Raw genomic sequence first — 17,639 nt, 5'->3', positions numbered from 1 at the left:
CCTGCTGGTGTTTTGAAACTTATGGGTGCAGATTGATATAAGGAAAACTGCGCGTGTGTTAATGCTGCGTTTTATATTGCTGAGTGCAAGCAGGCAAGCAGGCAAGCAGGCAAGCAGGCAAGCGGGCAAGCGGGCAAGCGGGCAAGCGGGCAAGCGGGCAAGCGGGCAAGCGGGCAAGCGGGCAAGCGGGCAAGCAAGGAGAACCATACTTGTTTGACTGATTGCCATGGTTTGGCTTCCTATAATTTGCGCATACTGCAATACCAAACCATCCCCGTCACGCCCTTTCAACAAAACTGCTCATTGATCTGAGACGACCAGACGCGTCAGGCGGCGGTCATTGACCCGGGGGAGACCTCGACGTTTTGCTGGATGCGGTGCAAAAACTCAAGCTCAAGCTCGAGCAAATCTGGATCACTCACGGCCATGTGGACCATGCGGCGGGCAACGCCGATCTGGCAGAGCACTTGCAATTGCCCATCATTGGACCCAATTCGGGGGATCAGTTCTGGATTTTGGGCTTGCCGCAGGCCGCCGCCGGATATGGTTTTCCTCCAGCACGTACCTTCACCCCCACGCGCTGGCTGAACGATGCCGATACGGTTACCTTGGGTAACTACACCTTGCAGGTTCGCCATTGACCCGGACATACGCCGGGTCATGTGGTGTTTTACTCGCCCGACATCACAAGGGCGTTTTGGGGTGATGTTTTGTTTGCAGGCAGCATTGGCTGCACCGATTTTCCGCAAGGCAACCATGACGATTTGATCGCCAGCATCACCCAGCGCCTGTTGCCCATGGGGGACGACACGGTATTCATCCCCGGCCACTGCCCCGAGAGCACTTTTGGCCGCGAGCGCAAAGCAACCCCTGCGTGGGCGGCACCTGAGGTAAGCCCTTCACAGTTTCGTAAGTCGGTGCCTATGGCCCCGACATGGGGTTGAGGATGAGGCGCTGAGCCCCTCAGCCTTGGCGGGCTTGCTCGTACAGGTGCTGCACTTTGGGCAGATTGGCTTCGAGTTCCTGGATGCGGTTGGCGCCGCTGGGGTGTGTGGACAGGAAAGAGGGGCTGCCGTTGCCGTTGGCGGCGAGCATTTTTTTCCACAAGGCCACGCTGGCTCCGGGGCGAAAGCCGCCGCGTGCGGCAATTTCCAATCCGACCAGATCGGATTCGGTTTCGTCGTCACGGCTGTATTTGAGCGTCAACAGTTGCGTGCCCAGATTGGCGGCCGCGTCGCCCAAAGAGCCCAGGCCCAGCAGTTGTGAGGCGATGGACAGGCCCATGCCGGTCATTTGGCTTTTGGCCAGCCGCTCACGGGCGTGTTCGCGCAGGGCATGGGCCATTTCGTGGCCCATGATCATGGCGACTTCATCGTCGTTGAGCTGCAGCTGTTCAAGGATGCCGGTGTAAAAAGCGATCTTGCCGCCGGGCATGCACCAGGCGTTGATTTGTTTGCTGCCGATCAGGTTGACTTGCCAGCGCCAGTCGCGTGCGCGTGGGTTCCATTGGGCCGTATGTGGGATGAGCCGTTGGGCAATGCCGTGCAGGCGTTTGAGTTGTGGGTGGCCTTCGGGGGCCAGGGCGCCTTTGTTGCGCGCTTCGGTCAGCACTTGGTTGTATTGCTGGCGGGCTGAGCCTTCCAGGGTTTCGGCAGGCACCAGATTGCGCAAGCTGGAGGAAGAGCCCACATCCACCTGTGCCAGCGCTGAACCGGCTGCTGTGGCGCCTGCGGCCAGCAAAAATGCACGCCGCGCTTGCCAGCGAGGCGACGGAACATCAGCTGCAGTGGAGGAGGATTTGAGATCGCAAAGGAAGCACATGGAGAGAAATCATACAGAAAGCCCTGTGAGTGCAGGCCCTGATAATCGCGTGATGCCCACATTGACCCCATCCCCTTTGCCCCAATAACGCAGCTGGCGCGAGGCCTGGCGTTTGTATTTGCAACCCGCCAGCTTGCGCATGTTGTTGCTGGGTTTTGCGGCGGGTTTGCCGCTCTTGCTGGTGCTGGGCACCCTGAGCTTCAGGTTGCGCGAGGCGGGCATTGACCGCAGCACCATTGGTTATTTGAGCTGGGTGGGGCTGGCCTATGGCTTCAAGTGGATGTGGGCGCCGCTAGTGGACCGCCTGCCCATTCCGTGGCTCACGCACCGCCTGGGGCGCCGCCGCAGCTGGTTGCAGGCTCTTTTATGCCGAAAAGTGACAGTGGATTGGTTCACAAGTGATGCCAATCTTGGGGATTCATATGGATCGAATGTTGTGGAGTGTTTAGTCATAGCAAGGATTTTCATTGTCATTTTTTAAATTTGCGTGTTATGGATGTTTTTTAATTCATTTAAAATATTCAATCAATTTCAATATTGAAATTGTAAATTCAATAAAAATCACTCAAAACATGAAAATACACCGCATTCAAAATTGCATCTGCCAAATTCTTGAGTGCATGTGATGCCGTACAGGGGGCATTTCGAATGTTAAAACTACACTTGGATTTTTTCAGTGGTAATGAATTGTTACAGCCGTTAAATTTAGGGAATTTTTATGTTTTTAAAAATTTTTTTAGTACTTAAATTGTGTGAAAATGACATTTGCGTTTTAAAAGTTCGTTCAATCGGCACTGACTAACGCTGATTGCAGTGCGGAATGGTCACTAATGTGTGCTTTTGCACTGCTTGGAAAAATTGGAACAATTGCATATTTGTTGAGTAGCGAAAAATGACCCCTAAAACGTTCATGAAAAATTCCTGTTTCTCATCCTTGTACGTCGCTTTCCGCGCGCTTTTCTGCATCCAAGTTGCGCTGATGGTCCCTTGGTCCCACGCGCAAAGCGCATCTTCAAACAACACGGGTGCTGATGGCAAATTCGGTGGGTTCGAGGTTGGCTCGGTGTTCAAAATCCCAGCCAGTGTGGTCGAACAGCAATCTCGGATGATTTTCTACAGACCCAACACGTCGGATTTCAAAGGCGCTGCAACCATCTACTTCAATGGCATGTACCACGCGACCTTGCCCCGCAATGCCTACACGAGTTTGTGTGCCAGTCCAGGGGTCGTTAATGTCGGGGTCATATCTGTTATGGCTGCTGGACAGAATAACGCAAGCTTGGAGAGCATCAGTGCAATAGCCTTACAGGGTGGGCGCAACCATTATTTGCGGGTCGTTGAGGACCAAGGCCTCAAAGTTTTGCAGCTTGTCAGTGAGCAAGAGGCCCTGGCCGAATTGGCCTCAAGCCGGGAGCAAATCCACACGATTTCCCGCGTCACACCTGCTCAAGCTTGCCGTACTGCACTGGCACAGGCACAGGCACAGGCAGCACCGAGCAGCCCACAAGTCAATGCAGCAGCGCAAGTTGCAAATGCGCAAGTTGCAAATGCGCAAGTTGCAAATGCGCAAGATGCAAAGCCCGCAGTCCCATCCGTGCAGACCATCACCTTGGGCGCTGACGCTTTGTTTGATTTTGCGGGTTCGGATCGCAAAGCGTTGGGACCACAAGGCCGCGTAGCATTGGATAACTTGATCGCCAATGTCATGTCCAACTACAACAGCGTTGAGCGGATTCATGTGCTTGGCTATGCAGACCCGATTGGAGAGTCAGCGGTCAATAATCGCTTGGCAAAAGAGAGGGCACAAACAGTGCGTGATTACCTGAAAGAAAATGGTCTGCAAACGACCTTCATCACCTCGGAAGGTCGCGGCTCCAATGCCCTGGTTCAGGCAACTTGCGGTCGCAAACCGACCGCTGAAGACATCGCATGCAATGCGCCTAATAGGCGCGTTAAGGTGTTGATCAGTGGTGTCGTACGTTGATACATTGGTTCCGTACGTTTTAACGCCTTTTTTGAGTTGCTCGCATCTTCCATTGATGGTGCCCCAGCATCTTAAGAATAACACCCTCAGGCACCACATCCCGGACCGCCCAACTGGCAAGGCCATTCAGGTTTGTGGTCTTGAACTTCAATTCTTGGTGCATCGTTTCCAAGCATCTGTTTCTGTTTTTGGTCTTGGGGTGTACCGCCAACCCGGCGCAGTCAATGTGTGCAGGCCCATCAAACGCCGCAAATTGATCAAATTTCCAGCCTACTGGCAGTCTAAGTAGCATCAGTCGCCGTTGCGAAATGGCCGGGGTTCCAATTCAATAATGATTTTGAAATTTGATTAAACTGTCCAAAGTTACATACTCACGCACATGCCATCCGCATGATTGATTTTCCTAAACAATAAATTTATCAGATGAAAAAAATTAACTTCAAAAATGGTTTTCATTGGATGATTGTTTGCTCAGCAAGCTGGCTAGCAGTGGGAGCTTTGATAGGACCAGGTGCGGTGGCCGGGGAGTTGAAGCTCTCAGAGGCTCTGCGGATGGCGGGTCAGGGACATCCCTCTGTACAAGCAAAACTTTCTGAATTACAGGCGGCCAACAAAGAAGTCGACTCAGCCAAGTGGGGAAGATTTCCTTCACTCAGCGTACAGGGAACTTCATCAAACGCACAACCGCAAGCCGCTCTTGTGATTCAGCAACCCTTGTGGGAAGGCGGCCGAATCGACGCTCAAATCCAAGTGGCACAAGCTACCGTTCGTCAGGCTGAGGCGGCGCTTCTGGAAACGCGGCAGTCATTGTTGCAACAGACTGGGTCGGCTTTTTTTGAAGTACTACGCCTTAGAGAGCGTTTGGTGCTGGCGCAAAAAAACGAGTCTGAACATCAAAAGTTGGTGGATTTGATTGGTCGACGAGTGAAGACGCAGATCAGCCCTGTGGCCGATGCCATTTTGGCCAAAGCGCGCAAACAGCAGTCCAGCAGTGATCGTATGCAAGTCGAGCGGTCTTTGCAGACGGCGTTATTGACTTTGAATCAGCTGGTGGGGCCGGACTCCGGAATCCCTCAGTTGCCCAGGGAATTGGAATTGGTCACTTGGCCTGATGAGCAGTGGGTGGAATCATCCAAATCGTTTTCTGGCGAATTGAGTCGACTTCGTGCTCTGGTCGATGTGGCAGAAGCCCAAATTCAGATCGCAAAATCAACAAGTCGGCCCGGTGTGTATCTTGTCAACCGCCAGGCATTAGGCGGCTCAGGTTACGCGATCGGAGGTGAGCGTAATCAAACTTATTTGAGTATGAATTTTTCACCTGGTGCAGGCTTGTCGTCTGCTTCTGCGGCTGATGCTGCAAAAGCCCGTATGGATACGGCTGGCCAAGGTTTAGCTTTGTATGAGCGCCAGCTTGAGCAACAGGTCCGCAATAACTTGTCGGATGAGAGATCGCTGCAATTGCAGCGAAATTCATCCAAAGAGCTCGTTAAGGCCAGCGAAGAGGTGGTTGCCTCTTATCTTCGGCAGTACCAAATTGGTCGAAAAAATTGGCTCGATGTATTGAATGCGTTGCGCGAAAGCACCCAGGCCGCCAATTCTGCGGGCGAAATTGAATACGGTCTGCAAGCTGTCAAGCTGCGCTTGTTGCTCAGCAGCGGGCTAGTCCATTTAGAAAATATGCAATTGATCCATGACTGACCCCCAAAACTCCGCTCCCCCCATGCTGGACCCCGCCTTGGCCACCTTGCTGTCGAGACTGGCCGGGCTCCAAGGCCAAGCCGTACCGGTGCACCGCTTTGGCATGATGGGGTCCACTGATTCGGGCTTGTCTGTCGATGCCTTGAACAGAATCGAGCGCATGAAAGCCTGGTGGCGTGCACGTTTTCCCAGTGCTGAAATCACCGAATTGAGTCTGGCACAGGTGCAGCCGGACCAATTTCCCTTGCTGTGGGTTTCTGCCGATGAAAAGCAGGTGCGGCTGGTGCGGGGGCGTTCTGGGCGGGGTGCCTTGATCACCCAAAATGAAAGCGGCGAAACTTACGCAGTCACCGTCGACGAGGCGCAAAAAGGTTCGCTGTACCAATTGACCACAGCGCCTGCCTTGCCCGGCGAGAGGGGGCATCAGGCCATGTCGGCCACCGAGTGGTTTGCTTTTAGCCTCCGGCGCTACCGATTTGTTTTTTTTGAAGGCGTGGCGGCGACCTTTGTTTTGAGCACCCTGGGGCTGGTTGCGGCGATGTATTCGATGCAGGTGTATGACCGAGTCATTCCCTCCAAGGGCTACTCGACGCTGTGGGTTTTGACCATCGGGGTGGTGATTTCGATCATTTTGGAACTCATCATCAAACAGGTGCGGGCCTACATGGTGGACAGGGCCTGCAAACTGATTGATCAAGAACTGTCGGCTGTTTTTTTTGGCAAAGCGCTGGACATTCGTCTGGATGCCCGTCCGGGGACGGTGGGCACGTTTGCTTCCCAAATTCGACAATTTGAATCGGTGCGGAACTTTTTGACATCTTCGAGCCTGTTCATCATGGCCGATTTGCCGTTTGCCCTTTTGTTCATTGGCGTGATCGCCTTGTTGGCGGGGCCTGTGTCCTTGGTGCCACTCGTCATGGTGCCAGTTTCAATACTCGCAGGTTTGGCGTTTCGCCGGTCGATGGAAAAACTGACCGCAGAGCACATGGAGGAGTCCAACCTCAAAAACGGCTTGCTGATTGAAGCGATTGATGGCATTGAGTCGGTCAAGGCGGCCAACGCTGAATGGAAGATGTTGACGCGCTGGCGGGCCATGACAGCCCATTTGGCATCCAATGAACTCAAGATGCGCATGATGTCGTCGATGTCCAGCAACGTGACCCAATCGCTTCAGCAAATCAGCTATGTGGGCATGGTGGCCGTGGGCGCGTATGCCATCAATGCTGGCAATCTGACCATGGGCAGCTTGATTGCCTGCTCCATCATTTCAGGGCGTGCCCTGACCCCTGTGGCGCAATTGTCCAGTCTGATCGTGCAATGGGAGCATGCCCGTTTGGCCCTCAAAGCACTCAATGCCATTATGGCCATGCCCAGTGACCGGGATTCACAAGAACGTTTGGTGGTGCCTGAGCAATGTTACGGGCAGTTGCGCATGGACAAAGTGGGCTTTGCCTATGCCAAAGACGCGCCCACGGTAGATATTTCTGCCTTGCAAATTCGTCCTGGCGAGCGGATTGCCATATTGGGCGCAGTCGGATCGGGCAAGTCCACCTTCATCAAGTTGCTCTCTGGTCTTTACAAGCCCATGACGGGGCATTTGTTTTTGGATGATGTGGATGTGACGCATCTGGCCCCGGAATATGTGCGTGAAAGCATTGGGTATTTGCCTCAAGATGTGCGGCTGTTCAACGGCACTTTGCGTGACAACCTCACTTTGGGCTTGCCCATGCCCAGTGATTCTCAAATTCTGCGCGCGGCGGCCATGACGGGGCTCGACAGCGCCATCCAAAATCACCCCAAAGGTCTGGAGTTGACCATTGCTGAGGGGGGCCGGGGTTTGTCGGGCGGGCAGCGTCAATTGGTTGGACTGACCCGCATGTTGCTCGCTTGCCCCAAAGTCTTGCTGCTCGATGAACCCACGGCGTCCATGGACGGACAGCTTGAGATCAAGGTCATGCGCCATCTGTTCCAGGAAATGCCCAAGGATGCCGTGATCGTGGTGGTCACCCACAAGCCTGCGTTGCTGCCGCATGTGGACCGTATCTTGGTCATGGACCGTGGCCGGATTGTGCTCGACGGTCCGCGTGAAGAGGTTCTGACACGCCTGAGTCAACACACGCCCACGCCCACCCGCTCGGCGCCAAGCGCCGTAGCCATCTCGCCCGGAGGGGCCAAAGCATGAAAATTTTCTGGTTTCTTCAATCCCAGGACGCTGGCTCTTCTTCGGATGAACTGTCCAGCAGCCTGCGCCGTTCACGCTGGCTGTTCTGGACGATCACTTTGACGATGGCCGTGTTTGTGACCTGGGCCTACTTTGCCGAGGTGGATCAAATCACCCGTGCGCCCGGCTCGGTGATTTCCAGTGCTCGTTCGCAGGTCATTCAGTCACTCGATGGCGGTGTGATTGAAGACCTGTTGGTCAAAGAAGGCGATGTGGTGCAGCGTGACCAGGTCCTGGTCAAGCTGGAAAAAACACGCCAAGAGTCGGGCTTTCTGGAAACACGGGCCAAAGCGGCTGCGTTGACCGTGACCGTGGCACGTTTGCAGGCCGAAGTATTGGGACGTGAGCCCAAGTTTCCGCGCGAGACCTTGAAGTACCCTGAGTTTGTGCAATCCCAGATGGTGTTGTTCAAAAAACGCCGATCAGCCATTCGAGAAGAAGTTCAAGCCCTGCAGTCCATGGTGCGGCTCACGCAAAAAGAGCTGGACATGACCCGACCCTTGCTCAAAACAGGGGATGTGAGCATGACCGATGTGCTGCGTCTGGAGCGTCAATTGGCCGACATCCAGGCGCAAATCACGAACCGAAGGAACAAGTATTTTCAGGATGCGCAGGCTGAACTGAGCAAGGCCCAGGAGGATTTGGCAGGCATCGAGCAAGTCATGGCTCAAAGGCAAGATCAGATGGATCAAACCGTGCTGCGTGCGCCCATGCACGGCGTGGTGAAAAACGTCCGTGTGACCACCCGTGGCGGCGTGCTGCGTCCGGGCGAAGAGGTCATGCAAATTGTGCCTTTGGAAGAAGACCTGGTCATCGAAGCCAAGGTCAGTCCGACTGACATCGCCTTCATCAAGCCCGGCCTCAATGCGACCATCAAAATTGATGCCTACGACTACGCCATTTACGGCACCTTGTCGGGCAAGCTGGTGTACATCAGTGCCGATACGCTCAATGAAAATTTGAACGTGCAGCAAGGCGAACAACCTTACTACCGGGTGCGGGTTCAAACCGAAGGTCGACGCTTCAGTGGCAATGCCGAGAAAGACCTGGCCATTCAGCCGGGCATGACCGCCACCGTGGAACTCAAAACAGGCACCAACACCGTGCTGCGCTATCTGGTCAAGCCCATCTTCAAAACCCTGACGCAATCCCTGAGCGAACGTTGAGTCAGGCAGCGGCCGGGCATCGCCAGCCCGGCTGGTTTCAGCTTTTGACTTTGGGCGTGCGGCCCATCAGGTAAAACTCTGGATTGGGCATCATGCCGCTGAAGCTGGCCATGCGGTTGCTCAGTCCAAAGAAAGCCGTGATAGCCGCGATGTCCCAGATGTCCTCGTCATTGAAGCCATGCGCGTGCAAGGCGGCAAAGTCGGCGTCTTCCACCTCGTCGGAGTGCTGGCAGACCTTCATCGCAAAGTCGAGCATGGCGCGCTGGCGCGGGCTGATGTCGGCCTTGCGGTAATTGATGGCCACCTGATCGGCCACCAGCGGTTTCTTTTCATAGATGCGCAAAATCGCGCCATGAGCCACCACGCAATACAGGCAGTGGTTGGCCGCGCTGGTGGTGGTCACGATCATCTCGCGCTCGCCTTTGGAGAGGCCACTCTCGCGCCCGACCGACTCGGGCACCATCAGGGCATCGTGGTAGGCAAAAAAGGCCCGCCATTCGGCCGGGCGGCGGGCAAAAGCCAAAAAGACGTTGGGCACAAAACCGGCTTTTTCCTGCACCTCCAGCACCTTGGCTTTGATGTCATCGGGCAAGTCATGGATGTCGGGGGCAGGGTAGCGAGTGCTCATGGGGGTCTCCAGTTGGGGGGGGGCTTGCTTTTGATTATGCTCACAGATATTTCAGGAGCCTGTCATGTCCCCAACACCCCAACATTCATCCACACATTCCCCCACTCAACAAGCCCGCGATGCCCGTCCTGACGACGCCGCTTTTCAAGCTGGCCTGACCACCCGCAGCCAGGTCATGGGGCCGGACTATGTGGACCGTGCTTTGGCAGGGGCCACCGACTTCACCGAACCCATGCAGGAATTCATCACCCGCAACGCCTGGGGCAACGTCTGGCAGCGCCCAGGGCTGGATCTGAAAACCCGCAGCCTCATCACCGTGGCCATGCTCACCGCGCTGGGCAAGCAGCAGGAACTCAAGGCCCATGTGCGCGGCGCCTTGAACAACGGCGTCACGCCCGAAGAAATTCGTGAATTGATGCTGCACGCCACCGTGTATTGCGGCTTTCCCACCGCCATCGATGCCTTTCGCAGCGCCACAGAGGTGATCGAACCCAAGGCCTAAGAAGTCGCGGCTCCCGTAGGTCGGTACCTTCAGGTCCGACGTTTGCCCGCTTCGGCACAGCCCCAAGTCGGCTCGGTTGCCGCCAACGAAGACCTGAGCCTTATTGCGGCTATTCTTCTTGCTTTCCTTTGATGCCCCCGCCCGTTTGCATGACTGATTGCATGACCGATTCCTTGATTCCCCCCGGATTTTTGGCTTTGCACAGCCACCGCTCTGAAGTGTTGGCCGAGACTTTGTCGGGTTGGCTGGTGCGTCAGCCTTTGGCGCCGCTGGAGCAAGAGGTGGTGCTGGTGCAAAGCAACGGCATGGCCGAGTGGATCAAGATGGCGCTGGCACAGCAAGGTGGGGTGTGCGCGGCCACCAAGGTGGAGTTGCCCTCGCGCTTTTTGTGGCGCACCTACCGGCAGGTGCTGGGTGTTCAGAACGTGCCGCCTGATTCGCCGCTCGACAAATTGCCCATGACCTGGCGCTTGATGGCCTTGTTGCCCAGCTGCGTGGGGCAGGAGGTGTTCAAGCCCGTGGCCGGTTTTTTGCAGGGCGATGAACCCGACCGCCTGCTGCAACTGGCCAGCCGCCTGGCCGACTTGTTTGACCAGTATCAGATTTACCGCCCCGACTGGCTCGAAGACTGGGCCGCCGGGCGCAATGTGCTGCGCAAACAGCCCGGGCAGGCCGTCTTGCCCGGTGCTGCCGCAGGTCAGCTGCCGCCAGACCAGCTGTGGCAAGCCGAACTTTGGCGGTGCGTGCTGGCCACCCTGTCAGACGCTGAAAAACAAGCCACCCGGCCCGCCTTGCATGTGCGGGCCGTGGCCCACCTCCAATCTGGCCAGGCCCTGGCCAGCCCGGTGGCGCGGCGTGTTTCAGTGTTTGGCATGAGCCACATGCCCGGCCAACTGCTGGACATTCTGGCCGCCTTGGCTAGGCACAGCCAGGTGCTGCTGGCCGTGCCCAACCCCTGTCAGTACCACTGGGGCGACATCATGGACGGGCGCGACGCCCTCAAGACCGAGCGGCGGCGTCACGCCTACAAGGGTGACCAAGACCTGTCGGACACGCCGTATGAGCAGATGCATTTGCACGCGCCGGCCTTGCTGGCCGCGTGGGGGCGGCAAGGGCGAGACTTCATTCGGCAGCTGGATGCGTTTGATGATGTGCAGGCTGCGCAGGCCTGCATGCCGGGCCAGCGCCTGGACCTGTTTGACGACGCGCCCGGGGCCGACGGCACGCGGCTGCTGACGCAACTGCAAAACCGCATCCGTGATCTGAAGTCTGCCCAAGACCCGGTGGATGCGCCCTTGCAAGCAGATGACCAATCCGTGGTGTTCAAAGTGGCGCACAGCCCGGTGCGCGAGCTGGAAGTGCTGCACGACCAGCTGCTGCAGTGGTTCCACGAACAGCCCGACCTGTCGCCCCGCGATGTGGTGGTCATGGTGCCCGACATCGAAACCATGGCCCCGGCCATTCGTGCGGTCTTTGGCCAATACAAACGCAGTGACGCCCGTTTTATTCCGCACGACATTGCCGACCTGGGCGCCCAGGCCACCAGCCCCTTGATCCATGCGCTGGAATGGCTGCTGGCCTTGCCCCAGCAGCGTGGCCGCATGAGCGAGCTGGTGGAGCTGCTTGAAGTGCCTGCGCTGGCGGCGCGTTTTGGCATCCAGCCCGAACAATTGCCCACGCTCACGCGCTGGATGGCGGGCTCGGGCATCCGCTGGGGCTTGTCGGGCGGGCACCGACAGGGCCTGGGCCTGGCCGCCTGCGGTGAAGACAATTCGGCCCTGTTTGGCGTGCAGCGCATGCTCATGGGCTATGCCTGCGGCGCCGACCCCATGCCGCCAGGCGCAGCGGGCATGGACCCTTATGCCGAAGTTGGCGGGCTCGATGCTGAATTGGCGGGTGCGCTGGCGCACCTGCTGCAAGCCTTGATCGACTGGTGGCAAACCAGCGCCACACCGGCCACGCCCGCCCAATGGGCCGAACGCGGCCGGGCCATGCTGGCGGCGGTGTTCAAGGCCCAGGGCGACGCTGACCGCAACGCCTTGTCAGCGCTTGACATGGCCTTGAACGACTGGGTCAAAGCTGCCGATCAGGCCACTTTTGAGCAGGCTGTGCCGCTGGCTGTGGCCCGCTCGGCCTGGCTCGAAGCCCTGAAAGTGCCCAAGCTGGAGCAGCGCTTTCGGGCCGGGGGCGTGACTTTTTGCACCCTCATGCCCATGCGCGCCATTCCTTTTCAGATGGTGTGCCTGCTGGGCATGAACGATGGCGACTACCCGCGCCGCAGTCCGCGTGCCGACTTCGACCTGCTGGGCCTGCCCGGCATGAGCCGCCCAGGTGACCGTTCGCGCCGCGACGACGACCGCCAGCTCATGCTCGAAGCCCTGCTGTCGGCCCGCCGCACGCTCTACGTCAGCTGGAGCGGCCGCAGTGTGCGCGACAACAGCGAACAACCGCCTTCGGTGCTGGTGTCTCAGCTGCGCGACGAGATTGACGCGCTGTGGGGAACGGGCACCGCAGAGCGCCTGACCACGGTGCACCCGTTGCAGCCCTTCAGCCGGGCTTATTTTGAAGCGGGCAGCGGCTTGCGCACGTATGCCAAAGAGTGGCGGGCCGCACAAATCGCCAGCCATTCTCCCGTAGGAGCCAGCCCTGCTGGCGATGGGGCGTTTGACGGCCACGAGCCGTCCATCGCTTGCAGGGCAAGCGCCTACAGGGGGGCGGTTGATGCCAAGTTTCCAGTCCTGCTGCCACCACTCGATGCAGCCCAGGGCATGCCCGTCATCTCGCTCGCCCAACTGGCCCGCTTCCTGCGCAGGCCGGTGGGCGCGTTTTTCCGTGAACGCCTGCAGGTACATCTGGAAGACGAACGCAGCGAACTGCACGACGAAGAGCTGTTTGGCCTGGCCGGGCTGGACCTGTACCAGTTGCTCGACCACGGACTGCAGCATCTGCCGGTGGATCTGGCCAACGCGCAATTGCCCTTGCATGTGCAGCATGCGGTGCAACGCCTGCGCAAAGCCGGGGCCTTGCCTTTGGCGGGCGTGGGCCTGCTCGAAGCCCAAAAACTCTCGCACAGCCTGCAGACCCTGCTGACCGCCGCCCTGCGTGAGCGCGAGGGCTGCCCCGATGCGGCACCGCGCGTGCTGGTTGATTTGCCGCACGCGCATGTGCATTTGCAAGACGCGCTGGGTGGCTTATTGGCAGGTGAAGGTGAACAAGTGGCCCTGACCCTGCGCGCCAGCAGCATCGCTCGCATCAAAGATGGCGGGGGAGCCCTGGCCTTGCCCGACAAATTGATCGATGTGTGGCTCACCTCGCTGGCTGCTGCGGCCATGGGCCAGCCGCTGCCCTGCGTGGTGGTGGGCCGCAACGCCGTGGTGCGTGTTCCGCCGCAAGACCCCGAAGCGGCCCGCGCCCAGTTGCAGGTGCTGCTGGACACCTGGGTCGAAGGCATGCGCTGGCCGCTGCCCTTGCCGCCTGCGCTGGCCCTGAAATGGCTGGAGAAAAAAGACAAGGCCAACGCGCTGCTCGACCTGTACGAAGGCAGCAGCCACCAGCGTGCCGAAGTCAGCCTTGACCCGGCGCTGGCGCGGACCTATCCCACGCTCGACAGTTTGCTGGCCACGGGCGCGTTTGAACGCCTGGCCGAGGCGGTTTATGCGCCCCTGAAAGCCTGGGCCGCCCAAACCGTGGTCGAGGCTTTGCCCGATGCGCCTGCTGATACAGATACCCAGGAGGTGCTGGCATGAGCAGCGCACACGCCCTGAATGCAAACCGCTTTCCGCTGCGCGGCAGCCACCTGATCGAAGCCAGCGCAGGCACCGGCAAGACCTGGACGATTGCCGCGCTCTATGTGCGCCTGGTGCTGGGCCACGGCACACAGGCAACAGATGGCGCAGAAGGGGGTACCGCGCCCGTGCGACCCATGCTGCCGCAAGACGTGCTGGTGATGACCTTCACCCGTGCCGCCACGCGCGAGCTGTCCGACCGCATCCGCGCCCGCCTGACCGAAGCCGCACAGGTGTTTCGCGGCATCGCCCAGACGGACGATGCTTTCCTGATTGAACTGAAAAACGAATACCCCGAGGGCCCACTGCGCGAGCAGGCCGCTTACCGCCTGGCCTTGGCCGCGCAGGCCATGGACGATGCGGCCGTCTACACCATCGACGCCTGGTGCCAGCGCATGCTGCGCGAGCACGCCTTTGACAGCGGCAACCTGTTTGAAGAAAACCTGGTGGGCGACGAAGCCGCCTTGCGCATGGACGCCGTGCAGGACTATTGGCGCCAGCAGCTGTACCCCATGCCCCCCAACTTGGTGGCGCAGGTGCAGGGCATCTGGCGCGATGTGGACACGCTCGAAGCCGACATGCGCGCCCTGATGGGCGTGCCGCTGGCCGATGCCGAGCCGGGCACACTGGGCCAGGTGCTGTCGGCAGCGCTTGATGCCCGCCAAACGCAGTTGCAAGCACTCAAGCAAGGCTGGGTCGAGCGGGCCGACGACTTGCTGGGCTGGATCGAGGCGCAACTGGAACACCACAAGTCCAGCTGGGATGTCCGCAAGCTGACGTACAAAAAATGCGCCGAGTGGCTGGGCGTGCTCAAGGCCTGGTCGCAAGGCCCGGCCGATGCGCAGGCCTTGCAAGCCGATATGAAAGCCGGCTGGGACCGCTTCACGCCCGAAGGGCTGCTCGCTTGCCGCAAGCCTGGCGAAGCACCCGTGGATTGGCCGCCCGAAAGCCAGGCCTATGCCGACTTGCAAGCGGCCTTACTGGCCTTGCCCGACCCGGCGCAGGCCGCCCGCCTGCACGCTCGCCAGCATGTGCAGCAGCGCATGGCCGAGCTCAAACGCCGCAGCGGTCTGTTTGGCTTTGCCGACATGCTGCAGCGCCTGGATGTGGCGCTGGCCGACCCGCAAGCGGGCGAGCGCCTGGCCCAGCGCCTGCGCGAGCAGTTTCCGGTGGCCCTGATCGACGAGTTTCAGGACACCTCGCCGCTGCAGTTCCGCATCTTTGACCGCATCTACCGCACGGCGGACAACCGGCAAGACATTGCGCTGCTCTTGATCGGTGACCCCAAGCAGTCGATTTATGGCTTTCGCGGGGCGGACATCCAGAGCTATCTGGCCGCGCGCCGCGCCACGGCGGGCCGTCACCATGTGCTGGGCACCAATTTCCGGTCCACCGTGGCGGTGGTCGATGTGGTCAACCGCTGGTTCAACATCCCGCAAGACGCCTTCGGTTACCGCCAAGGCGATGAAGACCCCTTGCCTTTCCAGAGTGTGGACGCCAAGGGCCGCGCCGAAGTGCTGACCGACAGCACTGGCCCCATCCCGGCCATGACCGTGGTGCACGACGACACGCTACGCAGCCAGCGCGATGCGCGTGCGCATTTGTCGGCCTTGTGCGCCGAGAAGATCGTGGCCTGGCTCAGTGACCCGCAGGCGCGCTTTGTCGATTCACAAAAAGGCGACACCGCGCTCAAGCCCAAAGACATTGCGGTGCTGGTGCGCACCGGCGTGGAGGCCGCCGCCGTGCGCGATGCGCTGCGTTGGCGCGGTGTGGCCTCGGTGTATTTGTCGGACCGCGATTCGGTGTTTGCCAGCGACGAAGCGCAAGACCTGTGCCTGTGGCTGCGCGGCGTGGCCGAACCGCAAGACATGCGCCGCGTGCGCGCTGCCTTGGGCACGCGCACTGTGGGTTTGTCTTTGGTCGAGCTGCATGACTTGGCCACCCAAGACGAGCTGCTGGACCAGCGCGCCGAGCAGATGCGCGAGCTGCGCCAGACCTGGCAAAACCAGGGCGTTCTGGCCATGCTGCGCCAGTCGTTGCATGTCTTGCAGCTGGCCGGGCGCTGGCGCGGGCAGGCCGATGGCGAACGCCGCCTGACCAATGTCTTGCACCTGGCCGAACTGCTGCAAACCGCCAGCCACCAGCTGGACGGCGAACAGGCCCTGATCCGCTGGTTGAGCCAGCAGATTGACGAAGCGATGGACGGCAGTGCAGGTGAGAACGAAGAGCAGACCGTGCGATTGGAAAGCGATGAAGACCTGGTCAAGGTCATCACCATCCACAAGAGCAAGGGCCTGGAATACCCGGTGGTGTGCCTGCCCTTTGCGCACAGCCACCGCGTGGTCACGGCCGACAAGGCCGCCGTGCTGCAAGTCAATGACGCGCAGGGCGAGCGCCGCTGGACGCTGGCGTTTGACAAGCAGGACGCCAAAGGCGCAGACCTGGACCGGCTGCGCGAAGACCTGCGCCTGTGGTACGTGGCCTTGACCCGTGCGCGGCACGCCCTGTGGGTGGGTTGGAGCGCGGTCAAGCGCGGCAACGGCAAGGCCTGTGTCAACCACGACAGTGCCCCCGGCCATTTGCTGGGAGCTGGTCAGCCATGGGATTCAGCGCAATGGCTACCCAAACTACAGGCGCTGCAGACCAACGCCCAGGGCGCGGCTTTGTCGGTGCAGTTGACGCTGGCCCCAAGCGATGTGCCCTTGACCCGCTGGCAGCGGCCTGCACAGCAGTCGGCCTTGCAAGAGGCGTTGCACAGCACCGCCCGCATCGACAAGAGCTGGACGATTGCCAGCTTTTCGCGCCTGGCGCGTGACTTGTCTTCGCAACCCGTGCTGCAAACAGCTTCGAACATGACGACGCCGCGCCCGGCCGATGACGAACCGCCAGAGGAGGGCGCGGCGCAGGCGCTGACAGCGTTGAGTGTCAGTCTGGCAGGCACCCCGGCGGCGGCGCCCTCCGAGCCCTTGTCTGTGTCGCCTTGGCACAGCTTTGCCCGAGGCCCCAGCGCGGGCAACTTTTTGCACGACCAGCTGGAGTGGCTGGCCGCAGACGGATTTGCCCTGCAGCCGGGCACCCCCTTGGCCCAGCGCCTGGCCAAGCGCTGCGAACGGGCGGGCTACTCGGCGCAAGCGGGCGAGGTGGTGCAGTGGCTGTCCCGCGTGGTGGCCCAGCCATTGCGCGGGCCGGACGCGCCGCTCAATGCGCTTGGGACTTTGTTGCCCGAGATGGAGTTCTGGTTGCCCGCACAGCGTCTGCACGCCCAGGAAGTGGACGCCCTGTGCCGTGAGCACCTGCTGCCCGGCGTGAGCCGCCCCCAACTGCCCGATGCCCAGCTGCACGGCATGCTCATGGGCTTTGCCGATTTGGTGTTCGAGCACCAGGGCCGCTATTGGGTGCTGGATTACAAGTCCAACCACCTGGGGCCAGATGATGCCGCCTACAGTTCGCAAGCCTTGGACAAGGCCATGGCCCACCACCGCTACGAGGTGCAAGCCGCGCTCTACATGCTGGCCCTGCACCGCCTGCTGCGCGCGCGTTTGGGCGCGGCCTACGACCCGGCGCAGCAACTGGGCGGCGCGGTCTATCTGTTCCTGCGCGGCATCGACGGCCCCGCCGCAGGCTGCTGCACTTTGCCCGCCCCCGTCGCCCTGATGGACAGCCTGGACGCGATGCTGGGGGCGGACCCATCGTCCGACAACGTATCGCAAGTGAATGAGGTACTGTGATGGTTGACCTTGTTGTGCAGCAGGGTGATGCGCTTGCTGCTTTGTTCTGCAGGAGCTTGCCCTGCATGCGATGGCCTGTGGACCACCTGGGTTCTATCGCCAGCAG

The 17,639-nt window shown here is 59.7% G+C and carries 10 protein-coding genes and 2 pseudogenes; 9 read left to right on the top strand and 3 right to left on the bottom strand.

Annotated elements, in window-relative coordinates:
• Nucleotides 1-339 precede the first annotated feature (339 nt).
• Nucleotides 340-889, top strand: a pseudogene (locus AMM33_RS19530) (MBL fold metallo-hydrolase).
• Between the two features lie 74 nt (nt 890-963).
• Here the strand turns inward: AMM33_RS19530 and AMM33_RS19525 are convergent.
• Both AMM33_RS19525 and AMM33_RS22610 read right to left on the bottom strand, forming a co-directional pair.
• Complete coding sequence (locus AMM33_RS19525) at nt 964-1,821, bottom strand: M48 family metallopeptidase (protein ID WP_090142917.1); 858 nt, start codon at nt 1,819-1,821, stop codon at nt 964-966.
• A 9-nt stretch (nt 1,822-1,830) separates the two neighbouring features.
• Nucleotides 1,831-2,058 (bottom strand): hypothetical protein, encoded by a 228-nt coding sequence (locus tag AMM33_RS22610; protein WP_228768262.1) that lies wholly within the window; start codon nt 2,056-2,058, stop codon nt 1,831-1,833.
• On the opposite strand from AMM33_RS22610, the pseudogene AMM33_RS19520 reads away from it, so the two are divergent.
• The 5 genes and pseudogenes from AMM33_RS19520 to AMM33_RS19495 all read left to right on the top strand — a co-directional run.
• Nucleotides 1,961-2,176, top strand: a pseudogene (locus tag AMM33_RS19520) (AmpG family muropeptide MFS transporter); the annotation flags it as partial. The gene AMM33_RS22610 and the pseudogene AMM33_RS19520 overlap by 98 nt on opposite strands.
• 537 nt (nt 2,177-2,713) lie before the next feature.
• Nucleotides 2,714-3,805 (top strand): OmpA family protein, encoded by a 1,092-nt coding sequence (locus AMM33_RS19515; protein ID WP_090142916.1) that lies wholly within the window; start codon nt 2,714-2,716, stop codon nt 3,803-3,805.
• Between the two features lie 423 nt (nt 3,806-4,228).
• On the top strand, nt 4,229-5,503 hold the full coding sequence (locus AMM33_RS19505) for a TolC family protein (RefSeq protein WP_090142914.1): 1,275 nt from the start codon (nt 4,229-4,231) through the stop codon (nt 5,501-5,503).
• The gene (locus tag AMM33_RS19500; protein WP_228768260.1) at nt 5,496-7,685 is read left to right on the top strand and encodes a type I secretion system permease/ATPase; all 2,190 of its coding nucleotides are present in this window, start codon (nt 5,496-5,498) and stop codon (nt 7,683-7,685) included. Before AMM33_RS19505 ends, AMM33_RS19500 begins: the two co-directional genes overlap by 8 nt.
• Nucleotides 7,682-8,890: an HlyD family type I secretion periplasmic adaptor subunit gene (locus AMM33_RS19495; RefSeq protein WP_090142912.1), complete on the top strand. Its 1,209-nt coding sequence runs from the start codon at nt 7,682-7,684 to the stop codon at nt 8,888-8,890. Before AMM33_RS19500 ends, AMM33_RS19495 begins: the two co-directional genes overlap by 4 nt.
• A gap of 37 nt (nt 8,891-8,927) precedes the next feature.
• On the opposite strand, the gene AMM33_RS19490 is transcribed toward AMM33_RS19495, so the two are convergent.
• Nucleotides 8,928-9,518, bottom strand: coding sequence for a peroxidase-related enzyme (locus tag AMM33_RS19490; RefSeq protein WP_090142911.1), 591 nt, complete (start codon nt 9,516-9,518; stop codon nt 8,928-8,930).
• 64 nt (nt 9,519-9,582) lie between these two features.
• On the opposite strand from AMM33_RS19490, the gene AMM33_RS19485 reads away from it, so the two are divergent.
• The 3 genes from AMM33_RS19485 to recB all read left to right on the top strand — a co-directional run bounded on the left by AMM33_RS19485 (nt 9,583) and on the right by recB (nt 17,533).
• Nucleotides 9,583-10,020, top strand: coding sequence for a carboxymuconolactone decarboxylase family protein (locus tag AMM33_RS19485; protein ID WP_090142910.1), 438 nt, complete (start codon nt 9,583-9,585; stop codon nt 10,018-10,020).
• 161 nt (nt 10,021-10,181) lie between these two features.
• Entirely contained in the window at nt 10,182-13,766 is a 3,585-nt protein-coding gene (gene recC / locus AMM33_RS19480) for an exodeoxyribonuclease V subunit gamma (RefSeq protein ID WP_090142909.1), read from the top strand.
• Nucleotides 13,763-17,533 (top strand): exodeoxyribonuclease V subunit beta, encoded by a 3,771-nt coding sequence (recB, locus tag AMM33_RS19475; protein WP_090142908.1) that lies wholly within the window; start codon nt 13,763-13,765, stop codon nt 17,531-17,533. The genes recC and recB overlap by 4 nt, the downstream gene beginning before the upstream one ends.
• Nucleotides 17,534-17,639: the final 106 nt, after the last annotated feature.

Source organism: Limnohabitans sp. DM1 (genome assembly GCF_001269385.1).
GTDB lineage: Bacteria > Pseudomonadota > Gammaproteobacteria > Burkholderiales > Burkholderiaceae_C > Limnohabitans_A.
The sequence above is the reverse complement of the archived record's forward strand: the minus strand, read 5'-3'. Positions and strand labels throughout refer to the sequence as shown.

Bases quoted from the DNA above. Each gene is read 5' to 3' on its own strand.
- AMM33_RS22610 (WP_228768262.1), bottom strand. From the start codon at position 2,058: ATGGTGCTGCGGTCAATGCCCGCCTCGCGCAACCTGAAGCTCAGGGTG.
- recB (WP_090142908.1), top strand. From the start codon at position 13,763: ATGAGCAGCGCACACGCCCTGAATGCAAACCGCTTTCCGCTGCGCGGC.
- AMM33_RS19505 (WP_090142914.1), top strand. From the start codon at position 4,229: ATGAAAAAAATTAACTTCAAAAATGGTTTTCATTGGATGATTGTTTGC.
- AMM33_RS19490 (WP_090142911.1), bottom strand. From the start codon at position 9,518: ATGAGCACTCGCTACCCTGCCCCCGACATCCATGACTTGCCCGATGAC.
- AMM33_RS19485 (WP_090142910.1), top strand. From the start codon at position 9,583: ATGTCCCCAACACCCCAACATTCATCCACACATTCCCCCACTCAACAA.
- AMM33_RS19495 (WP_090142912.1), top strand. From the start codon at position 7,682: ATGAAAATTTTCTGGTTTCTTCAATCCCAGGACGCTGGCTCTTCTTCG.
- AMM33_RS19525 (WP_090142917.1), bottom strand. From the start codon at position 1,821: ATGTGCTTCCTTTGCGATCTCAAATCCTCCTCCACTGCAGCTGATGTT.
- recC (WP_090142909.1), top strand. From the start codon at position 10,182: ATGACCGATTCCTTGATTCCCCCCGGATTTTTGGCTTTGCACAGCCAC.
- AMM33_RS19500 (WP_228768260.1), top strand. From the start codon at position 5,496: ATGACTGACCCCCAAAACTCCGCTCCCCCCATGCTGGACCCCGCCTTG.
- AMM33_RS19515 (WP_090142916.1), top strand. From the start codon at position 2,714: ATGACCCCTAAAACGTTCATGAAAAATTCCTGTTTCTCATCCTTGTAC.